Genomic DNA, 25,048 nt, shown 5'->3' with positions numbered 1-25,048 from the left:
CGACGGCGGCTAACGTCGTTCCCTCATGGACGACTTGTCCCGTCCCAGCTCAAGGAGAATCCGAGCGATGACCCTGCGCGCCCGATGGAAGGCGGCGATCGGTACGGTCGGCGCAACGGCCATGGTGGCCCTCACCGCCGCCATGCCCGTCGCCCACGCCGCTCCGGTGCACCACTACTACCTGGAGATCGGCGGTACGGGCTCGGCGGCGCCCGCGCCCGCCTGCACCTCGACCTTCGCGTTCGCCAACAAGCACCTCAACGGCGGCATCCCGGTGCCGGTCTGCTACCCGGCGAGCGCCGGCCCCTGGCTCAACGGCCACAACGCCCCGGACATCGGCGCCCCCAGCTACGACGCCAGCGTCCAGGAGGGGTACCGCAACCTGCTGGCCGCCGCCGAGCAGACCTACCACCGCGATCCGCACGCCCGCTTCACGATCGTGGGGTACTCCCAGGGCGCCCAGGCGGCCGACCAGGTGCTCCGGACGATCGCCGACGGCCGCACCGAGATACCCCGCTCCCAGGTGAACGGCATGCTCTACGCCGACCCCATGCAGCCCGGCACCGGCGTCTGGGCGCGTGTTCCGCAGGGGTGGAGCGCCCTGGGGTTCACGTCCACGGGGGCCGCCCCGGCGAAGTACGACGGCGTGCCGGTGCGGCGCTTCTGCATCCGCACCGACCTGGCGTGCGACGCCACCTCGATCCAGTCCGTGCCCGGATTCCTGAACCAGCACCCCAAGTACTGGCAGGACGGCAACGTCATGACGCAGACCATCGGCCACGACGGCGGTGACGGCATCACCTGGTACGACGCCCAGTAGGTCGTCGGCCCCAGTGCTGCGGGGCAGCCGCCGAGCCGTCCTGACCGGTCCGGCGACCGCCCCGCAGCCCGGCACCGGGCACGCAGGTCCGCTCAGGTGCGGTAGGCGTAGTACGCGGCGCTCGGGTACGACGCGATGAGGCTGGCCACCGACCTGTTGTAGGTGTCGGTGGAGTGGTAGGTGAGGTACGGCACGCCCTGCCGGCTGCGGCTGGTGACGATCATGGAGTGGTCCTTGGACCCGTCCCGGTCGAAGTCCAGCTGGAGCACGTCCCCGACGTCCATTTGGTAGACGTTGGCGAGGCTGGTGGCCCGCTTGGAGGACAGGGCGAACCAGGAGAACTCGTTCACGCCGACGAAGGAGTCCGACTGGATCTCGGCGTTGCCGAACCACTTGTGGAAGTCCGTCGTGTAGCCGGGGACGTGCTGCCAACCGCCCGCCTTCAGGGCCTGGCTGACGAAGTTGGTGCAGTCCCCACCGGCGCCGGCGTCACTGAAGTCGGGGTAGTCGGGGTTGTACCGGCTCCAGTACTTCGTCGCGTAGGCCGCCATGGCGGCGTAGTCGTATCCGGTGGCGCTGAAGTTCTTCGGGTTGGCCGGCGCGGGCCGCGTGGTGGCCGAGCGGGTGGCCGAGGGCGGGTCGTCGGAGGTGGCGGGCGCGGCGACGGCGGGCCTGGCCACCTGGTTCACCGCGAGGTAGCCGTCGTCGGTGTCGCGGACGTCGGTCAGTTGCCAGGCATTGTTGCGGTCGGCCTGGAAGGTCAGCCGGTGGTGGGCCTGGAAGCCGGTGGTCGCGGGCCGGCCGGCCTCGGCCTTCTCGTACGTCAGGGACGTGGTCTCGGTGACGTCGACCGTGGCCCGCCGTCCCGTCAGCGCGGCGCCGTCGAGGGCGACTTCGGTGTGGGCTCCGCTGTACTTCTCACCGAGTTGCGCCAGCCGGGACTTGCGGGCGCGCAGGGCGTCGAGCGTGGCGCCCTCTTCGCGGGCCTGCGCCGCGGACAGTCGCACCGTCCCGGTGAAGCCGGACGCCCGACGCGGGTGCGACTGCTGCGGTCCGCTGCCGGCGCCGTCCACCAGGGACTGCGTGCGATCGGCGAAGACCGCATCGGCCAGCCGCTGGAAAGTGGCCCTGGTGGCCTGGTCCACGGTCGGGCCGTCGGCGACCGCCGCGCCGGCGGTTCCGCTGGGCAGCACGACCCCGGCGGTCAGCGAGGCTGCCGCCACCGCGAGCACGGTGGCGCGGTTCCGCCCGCGGCCTGTTCTTCTCGATGTCAACGGTGTTCCCCTCTACGCCGGCACACGGACCGGGCGAGCGCATTTTCGCATGAGATGTGTGCGTGATGTGAAGGGGTACGCACAATTACAGCCAGGTTGCCTCCGGGGTCACTTGACGACCGTGGACCAGTCCGGCGCCTGCGCCGGATCCAGCCCGCGCAGCCGTTGCAGCGTCTCGGGCCGCTGCACGTCGAGCCAGTCGGCGAGCTCCTTGAAGGACACGCACTTGACGCCCTTCTTGGTGCAGGTCTTCTTGATCACCTGGTCGATGGCCTTCATGTAGATGCTGCCGTTCCAGTCCTCGAAGTGGTTGCCGATGAACAGCGGCGCCCTGCTGCCGTAGTAGACGCGGTCGAAGCCCGCCAGGTAGGAGTCGACGGTCTGCTGCTCCCAGGTGGCGTACTTGGCCGGATCACCCTTGGTCTCGCCCTTGGACTGGTTGTAGAGGAAGTTGAAGTCCATCGACAGGCCCTGGTAGTTGCCGCCGGGGTACGGCAGCATCTGGAGCGGGAAGTCCCAGACGCCGTCCTTCTTGGTCGGCCATATCTGGAAGTCGCCCGGGGAACTGGCGTCGTAGCGCCAGCCGTAGCTCTTCATGGCCTTGAGCAGGTTCGGTTGCCCCTCCAGGCAGGGGGCGCGCCCGCCGGTCACCTCCTTGCGGAAGTCGAAGGGCAGGGTGGGAACGTCGCGGAAGCCGGTGTTCGTCCGCCACTTCTCCACGAAGTCGTAGAACTGGTCGATCTCGCTCTTCCACTCCGCCACGCTCCAGTCGCCACCCCCCTTGGCGCCGCAGAAGTGGCCGTTGAAGTGGGTGCCGATCTCGTTGCCGTCCTCGTAGGCCGCGGAGAGTTGGGTCAGGGTGGTGCGGATGTGCTCGTCCGTGGGGTAGCTGATCGCGGCGGAGCCCACCGGGTGCTGGGGCGGGTGGTAGAGGTCCTGCTTGCTCTTGGGCAACAGGTAGATGCCGGTGAGGAAGAAGGTCATGTGGGCGTCGTAGTCCTTGGCCAGCTCGCGGTAGTGCGAGAAGAGCCGCTCCTCGCCCTCCAGCGCACCGTCCCAGGAGAAGACGACGAACTGCGGCGGCTGCTCGCCGGGCTTGAGGGGCTTTGCCGCCAACTGCTTCTTCTGCGGCCCGGTGTAGGAGGTCGAGCCGTCCCCGAGGACCTTGGTCCTGCCGTCCCAGGCCGGCTCCTTGGGGGGCTTCGCCGGTCCCCGGTCGGCCGAGGCGCCCTTGGTGCCGGAGGACGCCTGGGCGTCGCCGTTGGCCTGGTCGAGCACCAGGTACCCCGCGACGGCCGAGCAGACGACGAGGACGGCGGACGCGAGGACCGCGGAGCGGGTGCGGAGGGTGCGGTGGGGTGCGCGCGCCTTGCGGCGGCGGCCTGGAGTCGACTTCATTCGGGGCCCAAATCTGCGGAGGGAGGTTCCGGTCCGGATGCGGTACGGGTACGGGTGCGGGCGGTCCGCCGGTCAGCGCAGGGGGCTCGCGGCGCCCGCCCAGATGGCGTACGGAACGCTGTCGGCGGCGGTTCCGGCGAGCCCGCCGAGCGGCAGCGGTTCGAGGCTCTTGGCCAGGTCCATGCGGTAGACGACCACGGCCGTCGAGACGGCGCGGGCCGTGCCGACGTACCAGGCGGCGGTGTCGTCGGCGGTGCTGCCGGCCTTGCCGGACACCGCGGCCGATGCGGGAGCGGCGCCCGGGTGGGCGGAGCGGAACGCGTCCGTGAGCGCCCGCGTCACCTCCCCGGCCACCGAGGCGGTGACCGCGCGGCGCGTCTCGGGGGCGTCCATCCGCACGGTCTCGCCGTTCCGGGTGACGTGGTGCACGGAGTAGGGCTCGACGTGCGCTCCCGCCGCGGCGAAGGTCGCGTAGCCGCTGGCCATCCGGATCGCGCTCGGCGTGGAACTGCCCAGGGACAGGCCGGGGACCTGGGGCCCCATGCTGCCGGGCAGCAGTCCGGCCGCCTGGGCCGTCTGCTTGACCTTGTCCAGGCCGGTGTCCATGCCCAGCTGCATGAAGGGCGTGTTCACCGACGAGGCGAGCGCCTTGCGGAGCGTGATCGGGCCCCACGACCTGCGGTCGTCGTTGTGGGCGGCGACCTTCTTGCCGCTGCGGTCCCAGTAGGGGCCCTCCGGCGTGCTGACGGGCACGCCGTCGTCGCCGTCGTAGCGGGACTGCGCGCTGACCTTCTCCCGGGGCGCGTCCCGCCGCTTGACGACGCCGTGTTCGAGCCCGGCCGCGTAGACGAACGGCAGGAAGGCCGAACCGGCCGGTACGGTCGCGGCGTTGGACTCGTTGTAGCCCTGCTTGCGGTGGTCGGGGCCGCCGTAGACGGCGAGGACGCGGCCGTCCGTGGCCACCGAGGCGATGCCGTAGTGGGCGGCTGCGGCCCCGCCCGGGTCGGTCTGCCGGGCCTTCTTGCGCGCCGCGGCCACCAGGCCGTCGAGCGCCGCCTCCCGTTTGCGGTCGAAGGTGGTGTAGATCTGGTAGCCGCCCAGGTCGAAGTCCCTGGCCGGAACGTGCCCGGCCTTCTGGGCGTACTGGGCGGCGAGTTCGACGAGGTAGTCGCTCTGCTGGCCGGTGTCGTACAGCGGGTTCTGCTTGAGCGGCTCGGGGAAGGCCCGGTACGTGGCCCGCTCGGCCGGCGACAGCTTGCCGATCCGCACCATCCGGTCCAGGATCCACTTCCAGCGCTCCACCGCCCGCTGGTGGTTGGCGGCGCTCAGCGTGGGGTCGTACAGCCCGGCGCCCTTGAGCAGCGAGGCGAGGAACGCCGCCTGGCTCACGTCGAGTTCGCTGACGTCCTTGCCGTAGTAGGCCTGGGCGGCGCGCTGGATGCCGTAGGTGCCGCGGCCGAACCAGCTGGTGTTGAGGTACCCCTCCAGGATCGCGTCCTTGCTCATCCGGTTGTCCAGCTTGAGGGCGATCATCGCCTCGGTGAACTTGCGGCTGAGGGTCTGGTCCTGGTTCAGGTAGACGTTCTTGACGTACTGCTGGGTGATGGTCGAGCCGCCCTGGGTGTCGCCCCGGCCGAGCGTGCGCCACAGGGCGCGGCTGAGGCCCTTCACCGAGACGCCGGGATCCTCGTAGAAGCTCTCGTTCTCGGCCGCCAGCACGGCCCAACGGACGTCCCCGGGTATCTCCTTCAGCGGCATCGCCTGCCGCTGGACCCAGCCGGTACGGGCCATCGGCGTGCCGTCGGACCAGAAGTACACGTTGTCCTGCTGGGTCGCGTAGGTGTTCAGGTCCTTGGGTATGTCGGTGGCGGCGTAGGCGATGACCAGGAACAGTCCGGTCAGCCCGACGGCCGTCGACGCGATGCCCAGCCACTGCCGCCAGGAGGGCGCCCAGCGACGCCAACCGGCGCGGCCCGGGCGCGGATAGCGTGGCCTGATCCGGCGGGCGAACGGCGCCAGGCGCGCGACGAGGGCACCCAGTGGCGCGTCGCCGCGCATGCGGGCCGAGGACGACCGGGCGGCCCGACGTCGGCCGGCCCGCCCGCCGGACGGCCCTGACCGCGGAGCCGGCGCGGCCCCGTCGGTCGCTGCGGGCGGCGGCATCCTCAGTTGCAACGTGTACTCGGGGTCCGCGGGCGTCGTGTCCCGGACGCCGTCTCCCGCGCCGGTCAAGGGCTCCCGCGGCGTCCCCCGCCGACGGCCCGACGGCCCGCGGGTCTCATCCGGCCCGCCAGGCCCCCGCCCAGTCGCTGTCACTGCGTCTTCCCTCCGCGCTGCGCGAGTGACCCGCCCGGGGCGCCGCAGTCGCCGCAGACGCAACTGCCATCACCCCACCCCCTCCAGCCACGCCGCGGCCTTCACTACTCATACAAATCTATCAGTGACCTTTTCGAAATCTCCACGCAAGGCTCGAACATGGAAGCAATTCGGACAGGGCCCGGCGACTGTTGACCTCGCCGCCGCACCCGCGCCCGGCGGGCAGTTCACTCACTGCCAACACACCTGTGCACCCGTTGCTCACGACAATCCCGGGCGGCTGCGGGAACGTTGGCGTGCGCAGGAACGACGCACCAAAGCGTTCGCACCTGCACAGGGGGAGGTTCAGCGAGGGAGACGCGTGACGGCCGCGAGCGGGTCCCTCTCATCGAGGCCGACCGCGTCCGGGGCCGGCTCCCGCGGCCCCGGCGAGCACCCGCACCGAAGCCCCTCCGGGTGGCTGGTCCGCACGCACTCGCACCCCCGCTCCGCACGGACAGTTCAGGATCAGACGAGGAGAACGTCATGAAGCTCAGGAATCGTCTCTCGGCCTTGGCCGCCACGACGGCGTTGCTAGCCGGTTTGGGGGCCACGACCGGTGCCACTGCCGCCCAGGCCGCGAGTCCCTGCGACCGTCCCGCGGTCACCAACAACTCCAGTGCGTACGGGTACTTCCTCGGGGACTACCGCCTGAAGACCGCGCCCGCAGCGGAGTGCGGCACCGTCGTGACCGTGGCGGCGGGTACCAAGTTCTACACGTGGTGCTACGTCACGAACTACTACGGCAACAGGTGGGTCTACGGGAGAGTCGAGGGGACCGAAATCAAGGGGTGGGAGTCCGGGGACAACGTGTCCTGGGCCAGTGGGACGCTCAACCACTGCTGAGGCAACTCGTCCACGCGCCCTGCCGCTGAGGGGGGCCACCGTTCCCGCCTAGCGGTGGTGGGCCCGTGGGCACGGGCCCACGGGCACGGACCCGCGGTGTGGACTTCGCCGCCCCGCCGGCGCGGCGAAGTCCGTCGCCGGGCGTTCGGATCCGACGGTCCGCCGTCGGATCCGGCCCCGCGCACGGCCCGTCAGAAGTGCCGGGTCAGCCAGTCCAGCAGGAGGGCGTTGGTGCCTTCCGGGTCTTCGAGCTGGGTCCAGTGACCGGTGTCGATCATCCGGCGCTCGAACTCCGCGAAGTACCGGAGCAGGTCGTCGGTGAGCATCGGGTGGCAGATCGGGTCGTGGCGGGCCGCGATGAGCAGGGCCGGCACGTCGACCTTGGGGACGTCGCCGTCGGGGAACAGCGCGGTCTGCACCTCCCAGTTGCGCAGGATGCTGTGGTACCAGCTCAGTCCGCCGCCGAAGCCCGTGCGGGCGTAGGCGTCGGCGTAGTAGCGCAACTCCGCCGGATCCAGGAGGACTTCGCCGGGCCAGGTCGACTCGTCGTCCCAGAGCCGGTGGATGTAGGCCATGCTGTCCGGATCGTGGCGGCCGGTGCGGGACAGGTTGGTGCCGGAGCCGGTGTCCCGCCGCAGGAAGAAGCGGAAGGCGCGCTCGGGATCCTCGTCGAGTTTCTGCTCGCACTCCCGGGTCTGGAAGTGCGCCACGTAGTTCCGCGGGCCGTAGAGCTGCGCGTACCGTTCCACGGGGTTCTCGCGGGAGTGGCCGAAGGGCGTGTTGAGCGTGATCACGCCGGCCACCGCGTCCGGCTGGAGGTGGGGCATCATCCAGGAGACCATCCCGCCGAAGTCGTGGCCGACGACCACGGCCTTCTCGTAGCCGGCGTCGGCGATCAGACCGGCGACGTCGGCCGTGGTCTCCGCGATGCTGTAGGCCCGGCGGTCCGCCGGGCCGCTCGACCGGCCGTAGCCCCGCATGTCGGGCGCCAGCACGTGGAAGCCCGCGTCGGCGAGCGGACGCAGCTGCCTGCGCCACGACGCGGCGAGTTCCGGGAAGCCGTGGCAGAGCACGACGCACACGTCCTTGGTCCGGCGCTCCGGCTTCGCCTCGAAGACGGCGAGGCGCACGCCGTTCGTGGCGACGGAGCGTGGTTCTGGCAGCACGGGTGTCCCCCTCGGGAGCGGCGACATCATGTCGAGCGAACGATTGGAGCGGTCGATTGGAGCGGTCGATCCAGAGGGTGCGCCGGGCCGCAGGCCCCGACGGCGCAGTCGACTAGGCTGCGGCGCATGGCCTCCACCTCTCACAACCGGCAGGGCGACGCCACCCGGCAGCGGCTGATCAAGGCCGCGGAGCGCCTGTTCGCCGCCCACGGTGTGGATGCGGTGTCGGTCCGGGCGGTCAACGCCGCGGCCGGGCAGGGGCCCGCTTCGGTGCACTACCACTTCGGCTCCAAGGAGAACTTGGTGGCCGCGGTGCTGCTCGGTGTCGGGGCCGCGGTGCGCGATCAGATCGCCGGCAACGTGGCGGCGCTCGCCGCGCGGCGGACGGCCCCCACTGCGGCGGAAGTGGTGCGCGCCCTGACCGATCCCTATCTGGCCCTCCTCCTCAAACACCGGGTGCGCGGCATGCGCTGGGTGAAGATCGTGGTGCAGATCTCGCGGGCGGGCCGGCCGGCCATCGACTCCACCGGTCAGGACGCCGTCGCAGCGGGTCTGCGCGCGCAGGTGCAGCGCGCCTTCCCCGACTGCGCCGCCGAACGGATCGAGTTGCGCTGGCCGATCGTGGTGATGGGATTCCTCCAGACGTTGAGCCAGGCCGACGACCTCGCGACGCGGGGCAGCCGGCTCGGCCGCGACGAGTTGGTCGCGTTCTACGAGGACCTGGTGGACTTCGTCATCGGTGGCGCGGAGCGCATGTTGGGGTGACGGCCCGTCAGCCGTCATCGCATGTCGAGTTGACCGGCCGCCAGTCGCCAGTCGCCAGTCGTCAGCTGTCGGCCGTCCTCGCATGGTGAGATGCCAGGCCGCCGGCCGTGCGCCGCGGCAGCACCATGATCTTCACGTGTGCCTCGGGGTCCCGCAGGGCGGCGAAGGCGTCCGCGACGCCTTCGAGTCCCACCCGACCGGTGATGAGCGCGTCCGCGTCGATCTCGCCGTCGGCCAGGCGCTGTAGCACGATCTCGTAGGCGCGATCGGTGGGGCCCTGGCCGAAGTTGACCGTGATCCGCCGGAGTTGGCCGACCACCGGAATGATGGTCTCGTCGGCGAACGGTGCGGCCAGGACCTGGATGCGCGAGTCGTGCGGCAGCTGGTGCAGCAGGGCGTTGAGCATGCCGGCCCGGCCGCTGCACTCGTAGGCGATGAGGGTGCCGTCGCCGGCCGCGCCGTCCGCCACCAGCGCGTTCCACAGCGCGACGGGGTCCTGCCGGGTCGGGTCTACGACATGGTCGGCGCCCATCTCGGCGGCGAGCTCGCGCCGCTTGGGCGACGGCTCGGAGGCGATCACGGTGCGTGCTCCGCGGGCCTTGGCCGCGATGATCGCGCCCAGTCCGATCGTGCCGCAGCCGATGACCAGGGCCGAGTCCGTCGGGGTGAGGCCGGAGCGTTGGACGTGCATCTCGCCGACGTGGAGGGGCTCAGCCAGCGCCGCGTGTTCCAGGGAGAGGCCCTCGGGAACGTGGCGGGCCCACCCGCCGTCGACCGTGATGTACTCGCCGAACGCGCCGTGATAGGCGTTCGAGTACCCGATGATCTTGGGGATTCCGGTCGAGGTGTCGGTCGCGATGCCGAGGCCCGCCACCCGGTCCCCGACGGCGAAGTCAGTGACCTCGACGCCGGTCTCCGCGACCGTTCCCGCGAACTCGTGCCCCAGGACCACCGGGCGCCGCGGGTCGAACTGGGCGAGAGGGTAGTCGGCGCCCTCGACCACCTCGACGAACCGGCACGGGTCCTTCGACACCGTCAGGTCGCTGCCGCAGATGCCGCACGCGGCCACCGCGATGCGCAGTTGCCGCGGGCCGAGCGGCGGCAGTTCGGGTACGTCGGTGAGGGTGAAGGCCCCGTCCAGGTACTGCACTGCGCGCATGCTTCAGGCTCCCGTCCCGGCCGATTCGCCGTAGTAGTCGGTGTGTGCCTTGGTGAGCGCCCCGACCAGCCGGCCGATCAGCTGCTCGCGGTGGTCCTCGGCGAACTGGAGACTGGCCTGCCGGTTGCGGTTGCGGCCGCGGAAGTGCGGGACGACCTCGGACGCGAACAGTTCGTAACTGCGCTTGGTGTCCTCCCAGTTGGCCATGTCCACGTGCAGGATCAGCAGCGTGCCGAAGCCGCCGGTCTTCTCGATCAGCCGCTGGATCTGGGCGATCGCCTGGTCCGGGGTGCCGATGACGGCCTGGCCGAACTCCCCGAGGGAGTCATTGCGCCAGTGGTCGATCACGCCCCGAGGGGTCCGGCCCCACTCCGGGTGGCGGCCGTTCTGCCGGTTGGCGTACGCGGCCATGGCCTGGATGCGGCGGCTGACCGCCCGCTCCGCCTCGGCCTGGGTCTCGGCCAGGAACATCGGGGTGACCAGGCGCCACCGTGCCCGGTCGGCGACGTGCCTGTGCTCGGCGGACACCTTCTCGTAGATCTCCCAGTTCCGGTCGAGCGCGTCGAAGCCCGACGGGGAACTCGCGGCCAGCGACAGCAGCGACAGGCCGTTCCGGCCGGCGAGGACCGATCCGTTCGGGGAGACCGTGGAGGCGGCCACGACCTCGATGCCCGCCGGATCGTAGGTCGGCAGTTGGGCGCGGGCGTCGCGGAGGGTGAACCAGTCGGTCTCCATCGTCACCACCTCGCCGCGCAGCAGCGGCAACACGGCGTCGAGCGCCTCGCCCTGCATCCGCCGCTGGTCGGCGGGGTCGATCCCCATCATGTGGGCGTCCAGCGGGATCTTGCCCGGGCCGGTGCCGAGGACGACCCGGCCTCGGGTCTGCAGGTCCAGCTGCGTGATGCGGTCGACGGTGACCAACGGGTGGTGGTACGGCAGCGAGACGACGCCGGTGCCGAACCGGATGCGGGAGGTGCGCTCGGCGGCGGCCGCGATGAACTGGTCGGGGGCGGGAACGATCTCGGCGCCGGTGGAATGGTGCTCGCCGATCCAGGCTTCCTCGAAGCCCAGGTGGTCGAGGTGTGCCATCAGATCGAGATCGCGCCGCAGTTGCAGCGCCGGATCGGCGTCCAGCGGGTGGAACGGGGCCAGGAACGCCCCGAACCTCAATGAGTCGGCCTTCCACATGATGTGACGTCTCCTCAGTTGACGCGATCGACGCGATCGGGGGAGCACCTGGACGAGCGCCTCGTTGTCTATCACACATTTCAATCACTTGATAGAACTCCTGCCGCGGGACCGGCCCCTCCCAAGTGCCGGCGCACGCCCGGTGCTTGGGCCCTTGGGTCCGGCCCCGCCCCTCCGTCGGCCCCTCCGCCCACCCCTCCGTCCGCCCCTTCCTCGCGGCCTGCTTCATGGCCTCCGGCAGGCCGGTGGCGACGGGGTAGCGCAGCGGCACGGTGAACGAGGCGAAGACTCCGCCCCCTCGACCGGGTCCGCAGGGTCGGGGGCCGGGCCAGGACCCCGTCCGGGACCTGTTGGGCACGTTGCAGGTGCGGGGTGGCGAAGTGCGCGTCGAAGGCCCGCCGGTTCTCCTCACTCTCAACTGCCGAGCGGATCCAGGTGAGTTGCTACCACTTGCGTTCGGGTCCGGGCACGGCGTCGCCCCGTTCCCTCGCAAGGTCGCTCGGCTGCTCGGCCGCTCAGCCGCCGGTGGCGAAGCCAGGGAACAGGGTCATGCCGCCGTCCACGTAGAGGGTGGTGCCCACCACGTAGTCCATGAGGTCCGAGGCGAGCCCGACGGCCGCGTGGGCGATGTCCTCCGGATCGCCGACGCGTCCGTAGGGAATCAGCCGCAACAGGTCCTCCTCGGCGTCGGGGGTGTCCCAGGCACTGCGGTTGATGGGCGTCCTGATGGCTCCCGGCGCGATGGCGTTGACCCTGATCCTGCGGGGCGCCAGTTCCTGGGCGAGGGTCTCCATCATCATCTGCACGCCGCCCTTGGAGGCGGCGTAGTTGACGTGACCGGCCCACGGGATCAGCTGGTGGACCGAACTCATGCAGATGATCTTTCCGGCCGCGCGCGACACCTCGGGGACGACCCCGCGCCTCAGGAACTCCTTGGTCGCCTCGCGCGCGCACAGGAACTGGCCCGTGAGGTTGACGTCCAGGACCTTCTGCCACTGGGCCGTCGTCATCGTGGTGAACGGGGCGTCGCGCTGCAACCCGGCGTTGGCCACGAGGATGTCGACGGTCCCGAACTCCTCAACCATCCGTCGGGTCATCGCGACGACCTGGTCCTCCTGGGACACGTCGGCCTCGTACGCCGCCGCGCGCACGCCGAAACCGGAGATCTCCTCGACCACCTGCTCCGCCGCCTCCCGCCCGGCGACGTAGTTCACGACCACGTCGGCTCCGGCGCGGCCCAGGCCGATGGCCGTCGCCTTGCCGATGCCCGAGCTCGCACCGGTGACGAGTGCCTTCTGGCCCTTCAGCAGTTGCGTGGGAATGACGCCTTGCGGGGCACCCTGGGGGACGTTCACGCCGGTTCTCCTCCTCGACTGGCCGGCCGCACGACCTCGTGCGAGCCCGGTCGGCTCCTGTCGCCACCGAACCATCGGAACCCCCGGGCCACACGCCGGGCGCGCGCAGATTGCGCTGCCCGGTGGAACGGCGTCCAGCCCTGGTACCCGGCAACGGAGCCGTCGGCGCGGAACTCCACTTCCACCGAAAGCAGTTCGCCGCCCGGGTGCGGGACGCCACAGCCCATCGCGCCGAGCGCCAAGGCCACTGTGGTGAGCGGTCGACCCCACCGGAAGACGTTCCGCCCGCTCGTGCACCATGACGCGTACACGTCGTCGGCGCGGCACTAGAGTGAGTCGGTGACCTCTCCGCAGGAAGACCCGTTGGTGCCGCTCGGCGAAGAAGACCGCGAGGCGGCCGTGCAGCGCCTGCAGACGGCCTACGCCGAGGGGCGCATCTCGCACGAGGAGATGGACGAACGCCTCGAACAGGTCCTCACGGCCGAGACGCCGGGCGCACTCGCCTCTGCCATGGCCTCCCTCCCGGAGGGGAGCCCGGAGCCCACGTCGACGATCGCCGCCGCCGGCGGACGGATCCGGCGGCGCGGCGCCTGGCGGGTGCCCCGCAACCTCAAGGTGGCGTCCGCCTTCGGACGGGTGCACCTGGACCTGTCCCGGGCGGTCATCGAGCATCCGGTCGTCGACATCGAACTGGCGCTCGGTACCGGCCGCGCCAAGATCACGGTGCCGCGCGACGCGATCATCGACGTCGAGGGCCTCAGTACGGGGTGGAAGGACCTGCGCTACCGGCCCGGGCGGCGGTCCCGCTCCGACGGGCCGAAGATCCGCATCTCCGGGTCGATGGGATTCGGCCGGTTGAAGATCCACCACGCGCGGCGCTGAGACGTCCTCCTCCCGCATCCGGACCACTCGCGCGGCGCGTCGCCCCGGGTGGCCGACACGCCGCGTGGCCCCGGACCCCGCGTCCCAGGTCGGGGACCGCAGCGGCCTACCGGAGCACCGCTCAGAGGGAGCGGGCGATGATGTCGCCCGTGGCGGTGGTCGCGTGGAGGGTGAGGTGGTCGGCGGCACCGTCGTTGCTCTTGAGCGCGTTGCGGATCCGGCCGTTGGAGGTGCCGCCGTCCAGGGACGCGGAGACTCCGGTGGCGGCGCAGACCTCCACCTCGCCGGCGTCGGTGCGCAGCACCACCGTGCCGCGCACCGCCTCGGCGATGCGGATGTCGCCCTTGCTGGTGCGGATCTGCGCGGGGCCGCCGAGGCGGGCGACCGAGACGTCGCCGGCGCTGGTGGTGAGGTGGGCGCTCGCGACCTCGTCGAGGGTGATCGGGCCGTGCTCGCTGTCGACGGTGACGTCGCCGAAGCGTCCGACGGCCCGGAACGCGACGCTGGGCGCCGTCGCCTCGATCCCGGAGCCGGCCGGCAGTTGGACGGTGACCTCCACGGATCCGGTGGGACCGAAGTACTGGTTCCGCACCGAGGCGGCGATCCGCAGGACGCCCTCGCGGAAGGTGACCGTGGTCTGCTCCGCGACCTTGACGTCCCGGCTCTTCGAGGCGTCCGCGGGCAGGACCTGGACCGTGGTGTCGGACTGGTCGACGGCGATGAACTTCACGCGCCCGGCGGGGATGTCGAGGACGGCGGTGATCGGCTCGGGGGTGTTGAAGGTCGGCATGGCGATGCCCTCCTGAGGGGACGTCGGGGCGTCCTCGCCGGTGCGAGGACGCTTGTGTGGTGGTCGAAGCCGCTGACGGCCTGACGACTGACTCCACTCTCGACGGCCGCCCTGACACCGGGCAGTCACCGCGCTGACGTGGCCCCTGACACGACATTCCACATGCCTGAACGGCACCTCAGGGCAGGGCAGTTGGTAGTTCATGGGCATCCCTCGATGCCGGACGCGGGCCCGCCCGATCACTTGCCGTACGCCCTTCGGCGGTACCTGCCCGCCCTGCCGTGACCGTCGGCCGCAGCACCTCCACCGTTGCGCGAGACGAACGGTCACGGGGAACGAGGAAGGCGATGCGGGACGGTCAGGAGACCTTCACCACGAGGCCGGGAACCGGGCCCGCCGGGTCAGCCCGAACTGCCGTCGGTCAGGGTGAAGGTGACCAGTGCGAGCCGGCCGTCGACGTCGAGGGTTTCGGCGTCCCCCTCGGAGAGCAGCGCGGCGTCCAGGCGGTCGAGGCGGACGGGCTCCCCGCCGAGGGCGGCCGACCCTTCCAGGACCACGGCGAGCACGGACGTTCCGGCTTCGGGCCGCACCTCGACGCGGTCGCGCACGATCCGGACCCGCGCCGTCGCATCGGCGCGCCGCACCATGACGTTGAAGTCGACGATCGGGCCGCCGAGCAGCTCGCACTGCGTGTCGGAGTCACCGGAGAAGGCGAACGGCTCGTAGGGGGCGGCCATCACGTGCAGGGTGCCGTCGACCGTCAGGGCCATGCCGGGGCCGTCGACGACGGTGATGGTCCGCTCCACGCCCTCGAAGACGGAGAAGGGTCCGCTCCGCGCGACGTCGGCGATGCTGACGCGCCAGAGGAAATCGCCGGTCCCCGCTCCCTCGGGACGGGCGGCCACCTCGGTGGTGACACCTCCGCCGTTCTTCCACGGCGCGGGTGTTCTCTCCTGCGCCCGCAGAACCTGTGGTGCCATGTGGCTTCCTTCCGGATCGGACAGCCGCTGAGCCGTTCCGCACGGCTCGGCGGCCCGGACAAGAGGAGAGGACCCCGCGGGTGGGGCAGCGCCCCGGACCTTGAGGTCCTCGTCACCGCACCCTACGCGACGGCCTTCGCCGCGCCCTTTTCGGCGGCCGGTAGTGGGTGCGTGCGGTCGAAGGCGCCCTCCCCGGCGCGGCGCGGGCCGCCTACCTTGGTGTCCATGCCGTACGGAACCCCTGGGGACGAGCCGGCGTCGGAGCGGTCGCGACGCCACATCTTCGGCGACGACGCCGACCAGTACGACACGGCCAGGCCCGGCTACCCCCACCAACTCATGCAGGACGTACGGGACTTCGCCGCACTGGCCGCGAACGAGCCGGCGCTGGAGGTGGGTGCCGGCACCGGCAAGGCCACGTTCGACTTCGCCCGCTGCGGCGTACCGGTGACCTGCGTCGAACCGGACGTCCGCATGGCCCGGGTGCTGGGCCGGCGCTGCGCGCAACTGCCCGGCGGCGGCGTCACCATCGAGGTCGCCGACTTCGAGACCTGGCGTCCCCGGCGACGCTACGGGCTGCTGTACTGCGCACAGGCGTGGCACTGGGTCGACCCGGCCGTGCGCTGGGACAGAGCGCGGTGCGCCCTGGTTCCCGGCGGAGCGATAGCCCTCTTTTGGAACCACTGGTTCCTCCAGTGCGGCGAACTGGCGGACCGGCTGACCGCCGCCCATGCCAGGCACGGCGTCGAGGTGCCGCCGGACACCCTCCTCGATCCCCGGCCCCGTCCCGCCCGACGCGGCCCCGAGGCCCGCCAGTGGCGTGACATGACAGCGGCCGGCTTCGTCGAACCGGACCACCGCCTCTACCTCTCGGCACACGAACGGTCCCCGTCCGCCCTCATCGACCTCGTCAACTCCTACGGGGGCTACCGCGCCCTCCCGGCCGGGCCCCGGGAGCGGGTCTTGAACGAGATGGCCCACCTCGTGGCCGAACACGGCGGACGCGCGCAGGTGAAGGTGGTCACGAGCCTCTTCCTGGGACGGACACCACCCACCGCCGCTGGCTGACGGGATACCCCACCCGCCAGCCAGCAGCCAGCAGCCAGCGCCCAACGACCGACGCCCAACGGCCGGTTCGTGCCGACGAACGGACGTGTCACCGGGCCTAGCGGAACGCGTGGGGCGGGGTGGTGGACGGCGGCAGGCCGGCGTTGAACCGGGTGTCGACGAAGGTGGAGAAGTCGACCTGATGGTGCAGCAGCTTCAGGTTCGCGAACTCGTCGACGATCTTCTGCTCCGAGGCGACGGCGGCCTTGTCCACGGCGACCCGCACGGTCGTGCCCGCCGTGCGCTGCACCGCGTCCAGCGCCACCTTGTACGGCACGCCGGTGTCCTTCGACCACACCTTCGCCCACTGCTGCGGGTGCTGATAGACCCATTCCCGGGCGCGCTGCAACCGTTGCAGGTAGTCCTTCATGGCTGCCGACTTTCCCTTGTCCGCCAGCGCGGAGGGGGCGGCGACGTCGAAGGTGAGGCCGTTGACCAGGCCCTGTCCGCTCACCAGGACGCGTGCGTGGTCGCCGTCCAGTGCCTGGGTGGTGGTCGGGTCCGCCGCAGCCCAGGCATCGACGTCTCCCCGCTTGAACGCGGTCTTCGCCTCGGCGGACTGGAGGTAGTTGACCTTGACGTCGTGGATCGACATTCCGGCCCGCTTGAGCGCGGCGAGCAGCAGGTCGTGCCCGGTGGTGCCCTGCATGACGGCGATCTTCTTGCCCTTGAGGTCCTGGACGCTCTTCAGTGGCGAGTTCTGCGGTACCAGGATGGCCGTGCCCGCCACCGAGCTGTGCATCGCGCCCACGACGGTGATCTTCGATCCGGACGCGGCGGCGAACACCGGTGGCGTGTTGCCGGTCCAACCGAGGTCGATCGCCTTGGCGTTGACGGCTTCCAGCAGCAGCGGTCCGGAGGAGAACGTCGACCAGTTGATCTTGTACGGCAGGTTCTTCAGCTCGCCCGAGGCCTCCAACATGGCGCGGTCACCGCCCGTCTGGTCGCCGACGTCGAGGGTGGTGCCGGCGTGGGCCTGCGCGTCCTTCCCTCCGCATGCCGTGGCCAGCAGAGCGAACGGGATGAGCAGGGCGCCGAGACAGCGTCGTTTCATGGGAGTCTCTCTTCGGTTCGGGGGATGGGGCGGGGCGGTCAGCAGGGGTCCTGGGGCGCCACCACGCCGAGTTCGGTCAGCAGCCCGGCGCGCAGCAGGGAGAACTCCGGTGCGCCCACGTCGCGCGGGCGCGGGAGGTCCACCGGTTGCTCGTGGGCGATGACGCCGTCCTGCATCACCAGGACCCGGTCGGCCAGCAGCAGCGCCTCCTCCACGTCGTGGGTGACGAGCAGCACGGCGCAGCCCCTGCGCTGCCACACCTCGGCGACCTGCTGCCGCGCGGTGATCCGGGTGAGTGCGTCGAGCGCGCCGAACGGCTCGTCGAGCAGCAGCAGGTCCGGTTCGCGGACCAGCGCCCGGGCCAGCGAGGCGCGTTGGGCCTCGCCCCCGGAGAGCGTCTTGGGCCAGGCATGCGCGCGGTGCTCCAGGCCGACCTCGGCCAGCGCCCGTACCGCGGTCTCCCGCGTGGGGCGGCCCGGCAGGCCCAGCACGACGTTGCGCCACACGCGCTTCCACGGCATCAGCCGGGGCGTCTGGAAGGCCACCGCCCGGCGCCGCGGTACGAGCACGCTGCCCTCGATGTCCCGATCGAGCCCGGCAAGCACCCGCAGCAGCGTGCTCTTGCCGCAGCCGCTGCGCCCCAGCAGGGCCACGAACTCGCCGGACCGCACCGTCAGCGCCAGCTCGTCGAGGACGGCCCGACCGTCGAAGGACCGGGTCAGAGCGTTGACCTCGACGACCGCCCGGTCGGCGGTCACTTCCCCGTGAACGTCGGTCGCCATTGCAGCAACAGCCTTTCCAGCGTGCGGACGACGACATCGGCGGCCAGGCCGAGGAAGGCGTAGACGATCAGGCAGACCACGATGACGTCGGTGCGGTAGAACTCGCGGGCCTGATCCATCAGGAAGCCGATGCCGTCGCTGGCGTTGACCGTCTCGCCGAAGACGAGGGCCAGCCACGCCGAGCCCAGTGCGAACCGCAGCCCGGTGAGGGCGCCGGGCAGCGCCCCGGGCAGCACGACATGGCGGATCAGGCCCCACCGGCTCAGGCCCAGCGTGGTGCCGGCCTCGATCAGCTGCTCGTCCACGCCGCGGATCCCGGCGTAGGTGTTGAGGTACAGCGGGAAGGCCGCGGCGAGGGCGATCAGCGCCACCTTCACCGTCTCCCCGATGCCCAGCCAGACGATGAGCAGCGGGACGAGCCCGGCGAACGGCACCGCGCGCAGCATCTGCACCACGGCGTCGATCAGGTCCTCGCCGGTCCGCATCAGCCCCGAAAGCAGCCCCAGCCCGACCCCGGCCACGGTGCCCAACAGCAGCCCGACGACGACGCGCTGCACCGAGACCGCCATCGCGGACGGCAGCGTGCCGTCGGCGAGCAGCCCGCCCGCGGTACGGGCGATGGTGCCGGGGGAGGCGAGGATGTCCGACGGGAGGACGCCGGTGGCGCTGAGCACCTGCCACAGGACCAGCAGCAGCACGGGCCCGACAGCACGCCGGAGCCAGCGCGGCACGCTGCGGCGCCGGGACGACGCGGAGACGAGCGGTTCCAGCTCGACGGCCGCCGCACCGCGTGCGGCCACGCCTTGAGGATCAGTGGCGGAAATGAGCGCTATGCGCGGTTCAGGGGGTTCGTCGGCAGTACTCATGAAGGGCTCCACGTCGGGGGCGGAAGGACGCGGGCGCACGGCGCGGAGCAGCGGGAAGCGGGTGGGCGTCGGCAATCGCGACTGCGTGCGGCGGAGGTCCCGCCTAGCAGGTCAAAACGACCGCTCGCCGGGAACGCCTGGTAAATGTGATGTGAACACGCGGTCGAAGCTAGCAGGTACGACCCTCGGGCGGTCAACGGCGTCTCGCCCATCGGACGTGGTCGCTTGCGCGGCGAACGGTGCCGAAGGACGTGTGGCGGGCCGGCGACGTCGCCGTGCGAGCCGACCCGCCGGCCGGGAGGCAACGGCCGGCGAACCGGTTCTCGGAGCGTTCGGACCGCTAGGACGTCTCCGGCCGGCGGGCCGGCCGGTGCCCGCGCCCGTGCCCGTGCCCGTGCCCGTTCCGGACAGGGCTCAGCCGCCGGTCACCCGTTGCCACAACCGATCGCCGTTGCCGTTGTCGTTGGCGTCGCCGTCGCGCTCGCCCTCGCCGTCGAGCAGGTGCCGACCGATCCGCTGCTGCCAGGCCCGTTCGCCGCCGTCCTCGTCGCGCCAGGACCACATGCGGGTGGTGGCCAGATGGAGCGGACTTAGTTCGGTGAAACCGATCGCGCCGTGCAGTTGGTGGGCGATGCGGGTGATCTCGGCCACCGAGGAGGCGGCCTGGGCGGCGGCGAGCCAGGCGGTGAACTCCGCGGAGTCCGGTTCGGCCAGGGCGACCGCGGCCGCCTCGACGGCTGCGGCGACCAGGGCCGCCTCCTCGACGAGCTTGGCCTCCTCCTGCTTGACGGCCTGGAAGTGACTCAACGGCCGGCCGAACTGCACGCGGGAGGCGGTGTGCGCGACCGTCAGCTCCAGACAGCGGAGTGCCGCACCGGCGATCAGGGCGGCCCGGGCCAGGCCGGCACGCCATGTGGCCTGGCGGACCAGCGCGGCCGGCACGCGGCGGACCCGCGCGGCGGGGACGGCCACGTCGAGGAGCACCAGGTCGTCCCGGGACTCGCCCGCCAGGTTGGTGCCCGCCACCCGGCGCCACTCGGTGGCTTCGAGGAGGAAGAGCACGGGCCCGCCGCCCGGGCCCTCGGTCAGCACGACCGCGGCCTCGGCGGCGCGGGCCCACGGCACCCGGCGCAGCGTGCCGCTGACCCGCAGGGCGTCATCGGTGCCCGCCGCTCCCGACGGCCCGACCCTGCTGTTGGTGTCCACGTGGGCGAACCGCACGTCGAGCGGGCCGGTCGCCACGGTGAGGTGGCCGTCCGGGACGGCGAGCCCGGCCGCGGCCAGCAGTGGGCGCGCGACGAGCAGCGTCTCGGCGAGCGGTGCCGGGGTGCCGCGGTGGCCGGCTTCCCGGGCCAGGGCCACCAGGGTGGTCGCCGGCGTGTCGAGCGGCGGCAGGGCGTCGGCGGCGCGTTCGGCGGGCGCTTCGGCAGGGGATTCGGTGGTCATCGGGACAGCTCCAGACCTCGGGTGATGATGCCGCGCAGGATTTCGTTGGTGCCGCCGCGCAGCGTGTATCCCGGCGCGTGCAGGATCGCGGTGGCCAGCAGTTCGGGGTAGCTGCCAGGGGTGGCGTCGCAGCGGGCGGCGGTCGGCAGGATCTCGCGGACCTCGTTGACGAGTTCGCCCTCGAAGCGCGTCCCGAGGTCCTTGACCAGGGCCGCCTGCACGTCGGCGGGCCGGCCGGCAGCCAGGGTCGCGGCCACCCCCAACGACAGCTGCCGGATGGCCGACAGGCGCGCGGTGAGCCGGCCCAGCCGGGCCTGCTGCTCGGGACTGCCTTGGCCGGTCCGCCGCAACTGTTCCACCAGGGCGGTCAGGAGCGGAAGCGTGGACAGGAAACGTTCGGGCCCGCTGCGTTCCAGGGCCAGTTCGCCGGTGACCTGCTGCCAGCCGTCGCCGGGGCGCCCCAGCAGTGCGTCGTCGGTCAGTTCGACGTCCTCCAGGTGGCAGTAGTTGAAGGTGTGCTCGCCGCTGAGGAGGCGGATCGGCTCGACGCGGACGTGCGGATCGCGCAGGTTGACGATGAACTGACTCAGTCCGGCGTGGCGGTCCTCGGACTCGCCGGTCCGGGCGAGCACGATCGCGTGGTCGTTGACGTGCGCGCCGCCCGTCCACATCTTGGTACCGGACAACCGCCAGCCGCCGTCGGTCCGTTCCGCCCGGGTCCGTACCGAGGCCAGGTCCGAGCCGCTGTCCCGCTCGCTCATCCCGATCGAGAAGAAGCACGCGCCGGCGGCGATCCGGGGCAGGAAGTGGTTGCGCTGCGCCTCGGTGCCGTGGCGCAGGATGCTGGGTCCGGCCTGCCGGTCGGCGACCCAGTGGGCCGACACCGGGGCGCCGGCGGCCAGCAACTCCTCGATGACGACGTAACGTTCGAGGTTGCTGCGCCCGCCACCGCCGTACTTCCGCGGCAGGGTCATGCCGACCCAGCCGCGCCGGGCCAGGCGGCGGGTGAAGGCGGGGTCCCAGCCCGTCAGCCAGGAATCGGGTCGCCCGAGGACGGTGCCGGCGGCCCGCTCCGCGGCGAGGAAGTCACGCACCTCCTGTCGCAACTGCGTTGTTCCTGGCGGAAGTTGGACGGCTTCGAGGCCGAGGGTGGCGGGGGTCATCGAGGGGCTCCTCAGGCGGAGTGGTGGGCGTGGACAGTGGTGGGTACGTGGTGGGCGGCGGTGGTCAGGCGCCCGTGAAGTGCGGGCGGCGGCGCTCCCGGCGGGCCTGGACGCCCTCGCGGAAGTCGTCGGTGGTGGTCGTCACCGGCTGGGCGAGCGCCTCCCAGGCCAGCGCCCGTTCGACGGTGGGCTGGCCCTGGGCCAGACCGCTCTTGGTCAGCCGGACCGCGAGCGGGGCCGCGGCGGCGATCTCGTCGGCCACGTCGAGTGCGGCCGAAAGCACCCGGTCCGCCGGCAGTGCCTCGTGCACCATGCCGATGGCGGCGGCCCGGGTCCCGCTGATCAGTCGCCCGGTCAGCAGCAGCTCCCGTGCCCTCGACGGGCCGACGGCCTCGGCGAGCAGGGCGGTGGTGGCCATGCCCGGGTGCAGGCCGAGTTGGACGAACGGTGCGCCGAGCTTCGCCTCCGCCGCGGCGTACCGGAGGTCGCAGGCGAGGGCCAGTGCCAGTCCGGCGCCCACCGCATGGCCGTTGACGGCCGCCACGGTGGGGACGGGCAGGTCACGGACGGCCAGCCAGGTCCGGTAGAAGTCCGACAGCTGGGCCCGGGTGCCTGAGAGGTCCTGGCCGTGCTGGTCGGCGAGTTCCCCCAGGTCGGCGCCCGAGCAGAACGCGGGGCCGGTCCCGGTGATCACGACGGCGCGCAGGTCGGGGTCCTGGCGCAGACACCGCACGGCGCGCCGCCACTGTGCGGTCAGCCGCCCGGTCATCGGATTGCGCCGCTCGGGGTTGTCGAAGGTGAGCACCGCGACGCCGTTGGGCCGGTGCTCGACGCGTAGCGGCTCCTGCTCGTGCGGCGCTGCCTGTTCGTCCCTGGGTGCGTTCTCGTCCCTGGGTGCGTGCTCGTTCACGGGTCCTCGATTCGGTCTGCGGTGCAGGTGCGGGTGCAGGTGCGGGTGCAGGTGGAGGGTCGGCAAGGGGGGAGTTGACGGTGAATCAGGCGGACGGTCGGTGGCCGATCTCGGCGAGGACCTCCTCGGTGTGCTCGCCGATCCGCGGGCAGTGCCGGTGCAGGCCGGCGGGTGTGGCCCAGAAGCGCACGGGCTGGCCGATGAGGCGGTAGCCGCCCTCGGTGGGGTGTTCGGCCTCCTGGAGCAGCCCGCCTTCGGTCGCGTAGGAGCTGGTGGCGGCCTCCGCCAGACTCAGTACCGGGGCGGCGGGGACGCTGTGCGCATCGCAGAACTCCTGCCACTCCGCGCTGGTGTGCCGGACCGTGAACTCGCCTACGAGTACGTAGAGTTCGTCGGCGTTGCGGGCTCGCGCGGCGAACGACGCGAAGCGTGCGTCGTCGGCCAGTTCCGGGCGGCCGACGAAGGCGAAGAAGTCACACCAGTTGCGGTCGCTGTAGGGCAGGATGCACATCCAGCCGTCCGCCGTGCGGGAGGCCGTGCGGCGGGGGCTGAGCGCCCGCGGGTAGCCGATCGGCCCCGCGGGCGGGTTGTGGGTCGCCGCCGCCAGGTGCTCGACGAGGTTGAACGCCAGCATCGTGTCGGCCATCGGGACCTCGACGTGTTGGCCCTCGCCGGTGCGGTCACGGTGGTGCAGCGCGGCGAGCACCGACTGCACGATCACCAGGCCGCAGATCTTGTCCGCAAGCACCGTGGGGACGTAGTGGGGGACGCCGCTGACCTGTTCGTTCAGCCACACCAGGCCGGCGGCCGCCTGTACGACGTCGTCGTAGGCCGCATGCCCGCCGAGGGACGAATCGCTGCGGAAACCCTGGGCGTTGAGGTACACCAGGCCGGAGTTGACGGCCGCCACGTCCTCGTAGGACAGGCCGAGGCGCCGCAGGGCCTGTGGGCGGACGTTGGTGAGGAAGACGTCCGCGCTCGCGAGGAGGGCGAGCAGGGCGTCGCGGCCGCCCGGGGCCTTGAGGTCGAGGGCGACGCTGCGCTTGTTGCGGTTGAGGTTGAGGGCTATCACCCCCATGCCGGGGTTGCGGGTCGGCGGGTAGTGGCGGGTCAGGTCACCGGTCGGCGGTTCGACCTTGATCACGTCCGCCCCCAGGTCGCCGAGCTGTTGGGCCGCGTACGGCCCCATGATCACGCTGGCCAGCTCGACCACCCGCACGCCGTTCAGCGGACCGACGCCACCTTCCGCTTCCCGTCCTGTCGCCATGGCACGTCTCCGATCTCCACCGGGGCCGGCTTCGTACGCCGGGCCGTTGACAGCCAGTCAAATCCCAGGCGCCCCATATCGTCCAATACTTCCTTCCGGCACCTTTCATATGCTGTGCCCTATGGAATTGACCCAGCGCCTCCTCCAGCAGGTCGTCGTGTTGGCCGAGGAACAGCACTTCGGCCGGGCTGCCGAGCGACTCGCCATGCGGCAGCCACCGCTCAGCCAGGCGATCCAACGACTGGAGCGCGGCCTCGGCGTGGCCCTGTTCGACCGGCTGCCACGGGGCGCCCGACTCACCCCGGCCGGCCGCGCGTTCGCCGAGGACGCCCGGCGGCTGCTCGAAGCGCAGGCCGCCGCCGTGGACCGGGCCCGCCGGATCGCCAGCGGACACGAGGGCGAACTCCGGCTCGGGTTCATCAGCAGCCTCGGCTACGACTTCCTGCCGCGCCTCCTGCGCCGCGCCCACGCGCAGTTGCCGGGACTGCGGCTGCACCTGGGGCAACATCCCTCCGCGGAACTGGTCGACATGGTCCAGGCCGGGACGCTCGACCTCGCGCTGGTCCGGCTCCCCGTCACCGGTACGGAACGCCTGACGGTCCGTCGGATCGGGGTGGAACGGCTGGTGGCGGTCCTTCCCGAACACCACCCGCTGGTCGCCGCGTCACGCCTCGACCTGCGGGAACTCGCCGAGGAACAGTTCGCGATGCCCAAGCCGGGCGCCCTTCCCGGGCTGGCCGAACAGGTCGCGCTCGCCTGCGCGCAGGCCGGCTTCACACCCCGACCGCGCGGCCAGGCGGACGACCTGCCGGGGCTGCTCAGCTACGTCGCCGCCGGCCTGTGCCTGGCGCTCGCCCCCGAGCAGGTGCGCACACTGGGCATCCCGGGCGTGGCCTACCGCCCCCTGCACGGCGATTCCCCCTACCTGGAGACCGCGGTCGCCGCCGTGCACCGCGCGGACGGCCCCGACGCCGCCGTGCAACAGGTGCTGAAACTGATCGACGCCTGCGACCTACCGACGACCACCGCCGAGCCGCCGACCGGCCCCTGACCCGTCGGCGGAGCGAGGCGCGCGCGTGTGCAGCGGCCCCGTCGGAGTTCAGAGGGGGCCGCCGCGCGTAACGGGCCTTAGCCGGGTGTTAGTGGAGCGGCAGTCTGGCGGTAGTGGGGCTGGCCAGAGTGGTGGTCGTACCGAGGAGAGAACGACTTCGACTTCCCTGGGGGGACCCGAAATGACTGCCAGCACCTCTACCCGCTCCGCTCGTCGTCGCACCCTGCGCATCGCGGCTGCGGCCCTGACCGCGGCCGCCGCGTTCTCCCTGACCGCCTGCTCGGGTTCGGATGCGGCCGGTTCCAAGGCGGGGGGTCAGTCGGGTGCGGGTGTGGCCGCGGAGGCCAGTGGTGCGGGGTCGGCCGATGCCAGTGGGGCGGACTCCTCCGCCGGGGCGCCGGGCACCGCGGCCCAGCCGGACAAC

At 71.8% G+C, this 25,048-nt stretch carries 22 protein-coding genes; 6 read left to right on the top strand and 16 right to left on the bottom strand.

The annotated features are described in order from the left end of the window. The first annotated feature begins 67 nt into the window (after positions 1–67). Positions 68–820 carry a PE-PPE domain-containing protein gene (locus ABD385_RS34365; RefSeq protein ID WP_344583335.1) on the top strand — a complete coding sequence of 251 codons (753 nt, stop codon included), beginning with the start codon at positions 68–70 and terminating at the stop codon, positions 818–820. Positions 821–912: 92 nt separating this feature from the next. On the opposite strand, the gene ABD385_RS34360 is transcribed toward ABD385_RS34365, so the two are convergent. The 3 genes from ABD385_RS34360 to ABD385_RS34350 form a co-directional block, all read right to left on the bottom strand. Continuing rightward, entirely contained in the window at positions 913–2,043 is a 1,131-nt protein-coding gene (locus ABD385_RS34360; RefSeq protein WP_344583334.1) for an amidase domain-containing protein, read from the bottom strand. Between the two features lie 159 nt (positions 2,044–2,202). Continuing rightward, on the bottom strand, positions 2,203–3,492 hold the full coding sequence (locus tag ABD385_RS34355) for a polysaccharide deacetylase family protein (protein ID WP_344583333.1): 1,290 nt from the start codon (positions 3,490–3,492) through the stop codon (positions 2,203–2,205). A gap of 72 nt (positions 3,493–3,564) precedes the next feature. Then, positions 3,565–5,550, bottom strand: a complete 1,986-nt coding sequence (locus tag ABD385_RS34350) for a transglycosylase domain-containing protein (protein ID WP_344583331.1) — start codon at positions 5,548–5,550, stop codon at positions 3,565–3,567. A 783-nt stretch (positions 5,551–6,333) separates the two neighbouring features. Between ABD385_RS34350 and ABD385_RS34345 the strand changes: the two genes are divergently transcribed. Beyond that, entirely contained in the window at positions 6,334–6,693 is a 360-nt protein-coding gene (locus ABD385_RS34345; RefSeq protein ID WP_344583329.1) for a hypothetical protein, read from the top strand. 191 nt (positions 6,694–6,884) lie between these two features. Here the strand turns inward: ABD385_RS34345 and ABD385_RS34340 are convergent, their stop codons facing one another. Continuing rightward, complete coding sequence (locus ABD385_RS34340) at positions 6,885–7,859, bottom strand: alpha/beta fold hydrolase (protein ID WP_344583327.1); 975 nt, start codon at positions 7,857–7,859, stop codon at positions 6,885–6,887. A 126-nt stretch (positions 7,860–7,985) separates the two neighbouring features. Here ABD385_RS34340 and ABD385_RS34335 point away from each other — a divergent pair, with 126 nt between their 5' ends. Beyond that, a complete protein-coding gene (locus tag ABD385_RS34335; RefSeq protein WP_344583325.1) occupies positions 7,986–8,624 on the top strand; it encodes a TetR/AcrR family transcriptional regulator in 639 nt (212 codons plus the stop codon). A 61-nt stretch (positions 8,625–8,685) separates the two neighbouring features. On the opposite strand, the gene ABD385_RS34330 is transcribed toward ABD385_RS34335, so the two are convergent. The 3 genes from ABD385_RS34330 to ABD385_RS34320 all read right to left on the bottom strand — a co-directional run bounded on the left by ABD385_RS34330 (position 8,686) and on the right by ABD385_RS34320 (position 12,326). Beyond that, positions 8,686–9,783 carry an alcohol dehydrogenase catalytic domain-containing protein gene (locus ABD385_RS34330; protein ID WP_344583324.1) on the bottom strand — a complete coding sequence of 366 codons (1,098 nt, stop codon included), beginning with the start codon at positions 9,781–9,783 and terminating at the stop codon, positions 8,686–8,688. A gap of 3 nt (positions 9,784–9,786) precedes the next feature. Beyond that, positions 9,787–10,971 carry an LLM class flavin-dependent oxidoreductase gene (locus tag ABD385_RS34325; protein WP_344583323.1) on the bottom strand — a complete coding sequence of 395 codons (1,185 nt, stop codon included), beginning with the start codon at positions 10,969–10,971 and terminating at the stop codon, positions 9,787–9,789. 515 nt (positions 10,972–11,486) lie between these two features. Next, on the bottom strand, positions 11,487–12,326 hold the full coding sequence (locus ABD385_RS34320; protein ID WP_344583322.1) for an SDR family oxidoreductase: 840 nt from the start codon (positions 12,324–12,326) through the stop codon (positions 11,487–11,489). A gap of 339 nt (positions 12,327–12,665) precedes the next feature. Here ABD385_RS34320 and ABD385_RS34315 point away from each other — a divergent pair, with 339 nt between their 5' ends. Continuing rightward, the gene (locus ABD385_RS34315; protein ID WP_344583320.1) at positions 12,666–13,208 is read left to right on the top strand and encodes a DUF1707 SHOCT-like domain-containing protein; all 543 of its coding nucleotides are present in this window, start codon (positions 12,666–12,668) and stop codon (positions 13,206–13,208) included. A gap of 121 nt (positions 13,209–13,329) precedes the next feature. On the opposite strand, the gene ABD385_RS34310 is transcribed toward ABD385_RS34315, so the two are convergent. Continuing rightward, the gene (locus tag ABD385_RS34310; RefSeq protein ID WP_344583318.1) at positions 13,330–13,998 is read right to left on the bottom strand and encodes a DUF4097 family beta strand repeat-containing protein; all 669 of its coding nucleotides are present in this window, start codon (positions 13,996–13,998) and stop codon (positions 13,330–13,332) included. 401 nt (positions 13,999–14,399) lie between these two features. Then, positions 14,400–14,978: a HutD/Ves family protein gene (locus tag ABD385_RS34305; RefSeq protein WP_344583316.1), complete on the bottom strand. Its 579-nt coding sequence runs from the start codon at positions 14,976–14,978 to the stop codon at positions 14,400–14,402. A 225-nt stretch (positions 14,979–15,203) separates the two neighbouring features. On the opposite strand from ABD385_RS34305, the gene ABD385_RS34300 reads away from it, so the two are divergent. Then, complete coding sequence (locus ABD385_RS34300; RefSeq protein ID WP_344583314.1) at positions 15,204–16,046, top strand: class I SAM-dependent methyltransferase; 843 nt, start codon at positions 15,204–15,206, stop codon at positions 16,044–16,046. A gap of 97 nt (positions 16,047–16,143) precedes the next feature. Here the strand turns inward: ABD385_RS34300 and ABD385_RS34295 are convergent, their stop codons facing one another. From ABD385_RS34295 to ABD385_RS34265, 7 genes are all read right to left on the bottom strand, one after another. Next, the gene (locus tag ABD385_RS34295; RefSeq protein ID WP_344583312.1) at positions 16,144–17,139 is read right to left on the bottom strand and encodes an ABC transporter substrate-binding protein; all 996 of its coding nucleotides are present in this window, start codon (positions 17,137–17,139) and stop codon (positions 16,144–16,146) included. A 38-nt stretch (positions 17,140–17,177) separates the two neighbouring features. After that, positions 17,178–17,921, bottom strand: a complete 744-nt coding sequence (locus ABD385_RS34290) for an ABC transporter ATP-binding protein (protein ID WP_344583310.1) — start codon at positions 17,919–17,921, stop codon at positions 17,178–17,180. Beyond that, positions 17,894–18,787 (bottom strand): ABC transporter permease, encoded by an 894-nt coding sequence (locus tag ABD385_RS34285; RefSeq protein ID WP_344583308.1) that lies wholly within the window; start codon positions 18,785–18,787, stop codon positions 17,894–17,896. Before ABD385_RS34285 ends, ABD385_RS34290 begins: the two co-directional genes overlap by 28 nt. Positions 18,788–19,201: 414 nt before the next feature. Next, complete coding sequence (locus tag ABD385_RS34280) at positions 19,202–20,233, bottom strand: acyl-CoA dehydrogenase family protein (RefSeq protein WP_344583306.1); 1,032 nt, start codon at positions 20,231–20,233, stop codon at positions 19,202–19,204. Then, positions 20,230–21,396, bottom strand: coding sequence for an acyl-CoA dehydrogenase family protein (locus ABD385_RS34275; RefSeq protein WP_344583304.1), 1,167 nt, complete (start codon positions 21,394–21,396; stop codon positions 20,230–20,232). The genes ABD385_RS34280 and ABD385_RS34275 overlap by 4 nt, the downstream gene beginning before the upstream one ends. A gap of 64 nt (positions 21,397–21,460) precedes the next feature. Continuing rightward, a complete protein-coding gene (locus ABD385_RS34270) occupies positions 21,461–22,306 on the bottom strand; it encodes an enoyl-CoA hydratase/isomerase family protein (RefSeq protein WP_344583302.1) in 846 nt (281 codons plus the stop codon). A gap of 85 nt (positions 22,307–22,391) precedes the next feature. Next, positions 22,392–23,573 (bottom strand): CaiB/BaiF CoA transferase family protein, encoded by a 1,182-nt coding sequence (locus ABD385_RS34265; RefSeq protein WP_344583300.1) that lies wholly within the window; start codon positions 23,571–23,573, stop codon positions 22,392–22,394. 121 nt (positions 23,574–23,694) lie between these two features. On the opposite strand from ABD385_RS34265, the gene ABD385_RS34260 reads away from it, so the two are divergent. After that, positions 23,695–24,624, top strand: a complete 930-nt coding sequence (locus tag ABD385_RS34260) for a LysR family transcriptional regulator (protein WP_344583298.1) — start codon at positions 23,695–23,697, stop codon at positions 24,622–24,624. Positions 24,625–25,048: the final 424 nt, after the last annotated feature.

The sequence above is a fragment of the Streptomyces lunalinharesii genome, assembly GCF_039532155.1.
GTDB classification, from domain to species: Bacteria; Actinomycetota; Actinomycetes; order Streptomycetales; family Streptomycetaceae; genus Streptomyces; species Streptomyces lunalinharesii.
This window is presented reverse-complemented; position numbering and strand designations above follow the sequence as displayed.

What these genes read in the sequence shown, in the direction of transcription:
- ABD385_RS34330 (WP_344583324.1), bottom strand. Translation starts at nt 9,783, where the DNA reads ATGCGCGCAGTGCAGTACCTGGACGGGGCCTTCACCCTCACCGACGTA.
- ABD385_RS34285 (WP_344583308.1), bottom strand. Translation starts at nt 18,787, where the DNA reads ATGAGTACTGCCGACGAACCCCCTGAACCGCGCATAGCGCTCATTTCC.
- ABD385_RS34335 (WP_344583325.1), top strand. Translation starts at nt 7,986, where the DNA reads ATGGCCTCCACCTCTCACAACCGGCAGGGCGACGCCACCCGGCAGCGG.
- ABD385_RS34300 (WP_344583314.1), top strand. Translation starts at nt 15,204, where the DNA reads ATGCCGTACGGAACCCCTGGGGACGAGCCGGCGTCGGAGCGGTCGCGA.
- ABD385_RS34265 (WP_344583300.1), bottom strand. Translation starts at nt 23,573, where the DNA reads ATGGCGACAGGACGGGAAGCGGAAGGTGGCGTCGGTCCGCTGAACGGC.
- ABD385_RS34295 (WP_344583312.1), bottom strand. Translation starts at nt 17,139, where the DNA reads ATGAAACGACGCTGTCTCGGCGCCCTGCTCATCCCGTTCGCTCTGCTG.
- ABD385_RS34305 (WP_344583316.1), bottom strand. Translation starts at nt 14,978, where the DNA reads ATGGCACCACAGGTTCTGCGGGCGCAGGAGAGAACACCCGCGCCGTGG.
- ABD385_RS34280 (WP_344583306.1), bottom strand. Translation starts at nt 20,233, where the DNA reads ATGACCACCGAATCCCCTGCCGAAGCGCCCGCCGAACGCGCCGCCGAC.
- ABD385_RS34350 (WP_344583331.1), bottom strand. Translation starts at nt 5,550, where the DNA reads ATGCGCGGCGACGCGCCACTGGGTGCCCTCGTCGCGCGCCTGGCGCCG.
- ABD385_RS34355 (WP_344583333.1), bottom strand. Translation starts at nt 3,492, where the DNA reads ATGAAGTCGACTCCAGGCCGCCGCCGCAAGGCGCGCGCACCCCACCGC.
- ABD385_RS34325 (WP_344583323.1), bottom strand. Translation starts at nt 10,971, where the DNA reads ATGTGGAAGGCCGACTCATTGAGGTTCGGGGCGTTCCTGGCCCCGTTC.
- ABD385_RS34260 (WP_344583298.1), top strand. Translation starts at nt 23,695, where the DNA reads ATGGAATTGACCCAGCGCCTCCTCCAGCAGGTCGTCGTGTTGGCCGAG.
- ABD385_RS34345 (WP_344583329.1), top strand. Translation starts at nt 6,334, where the DNA reads ATGAAGCTCAGGAATCGTCTCTCGGCCTTGGCCGCCACGACGGCGTTG.
- ABD385_RS34290 (WP_344583310.1), bottom strand. Translation starts at nt 17,921, where the DNA reads ATGGCGACCGACGTTCACGGGGAAGTGACCGCCGACCGGGCGGTCGTC.
- ABD385_RS34275 (WP_344583304.1), bottom strand. Translation starts at nt 21,396, where the DNA reads ATGACCCCCGCCACCCTCGGCCTCGAAGCCGTCCAACTTCCGCCAGGA.
- ABD385_RS34365 (WP_344583335.1), top strand. Translation starts at nt 68, where the DNA reads ATGACCCTGCGCGCCCGATGGAAGGCGGCGATCGGTACGGTCGGCGCA.
- ABD385_RS34310 (WP_344583318.1), bottom strand. Translation starts at nt 13,998, where the DNA reads ATGCCGACCTTCAACACCCCCGAGCCGATCACCGCCGTCCTCGACATC.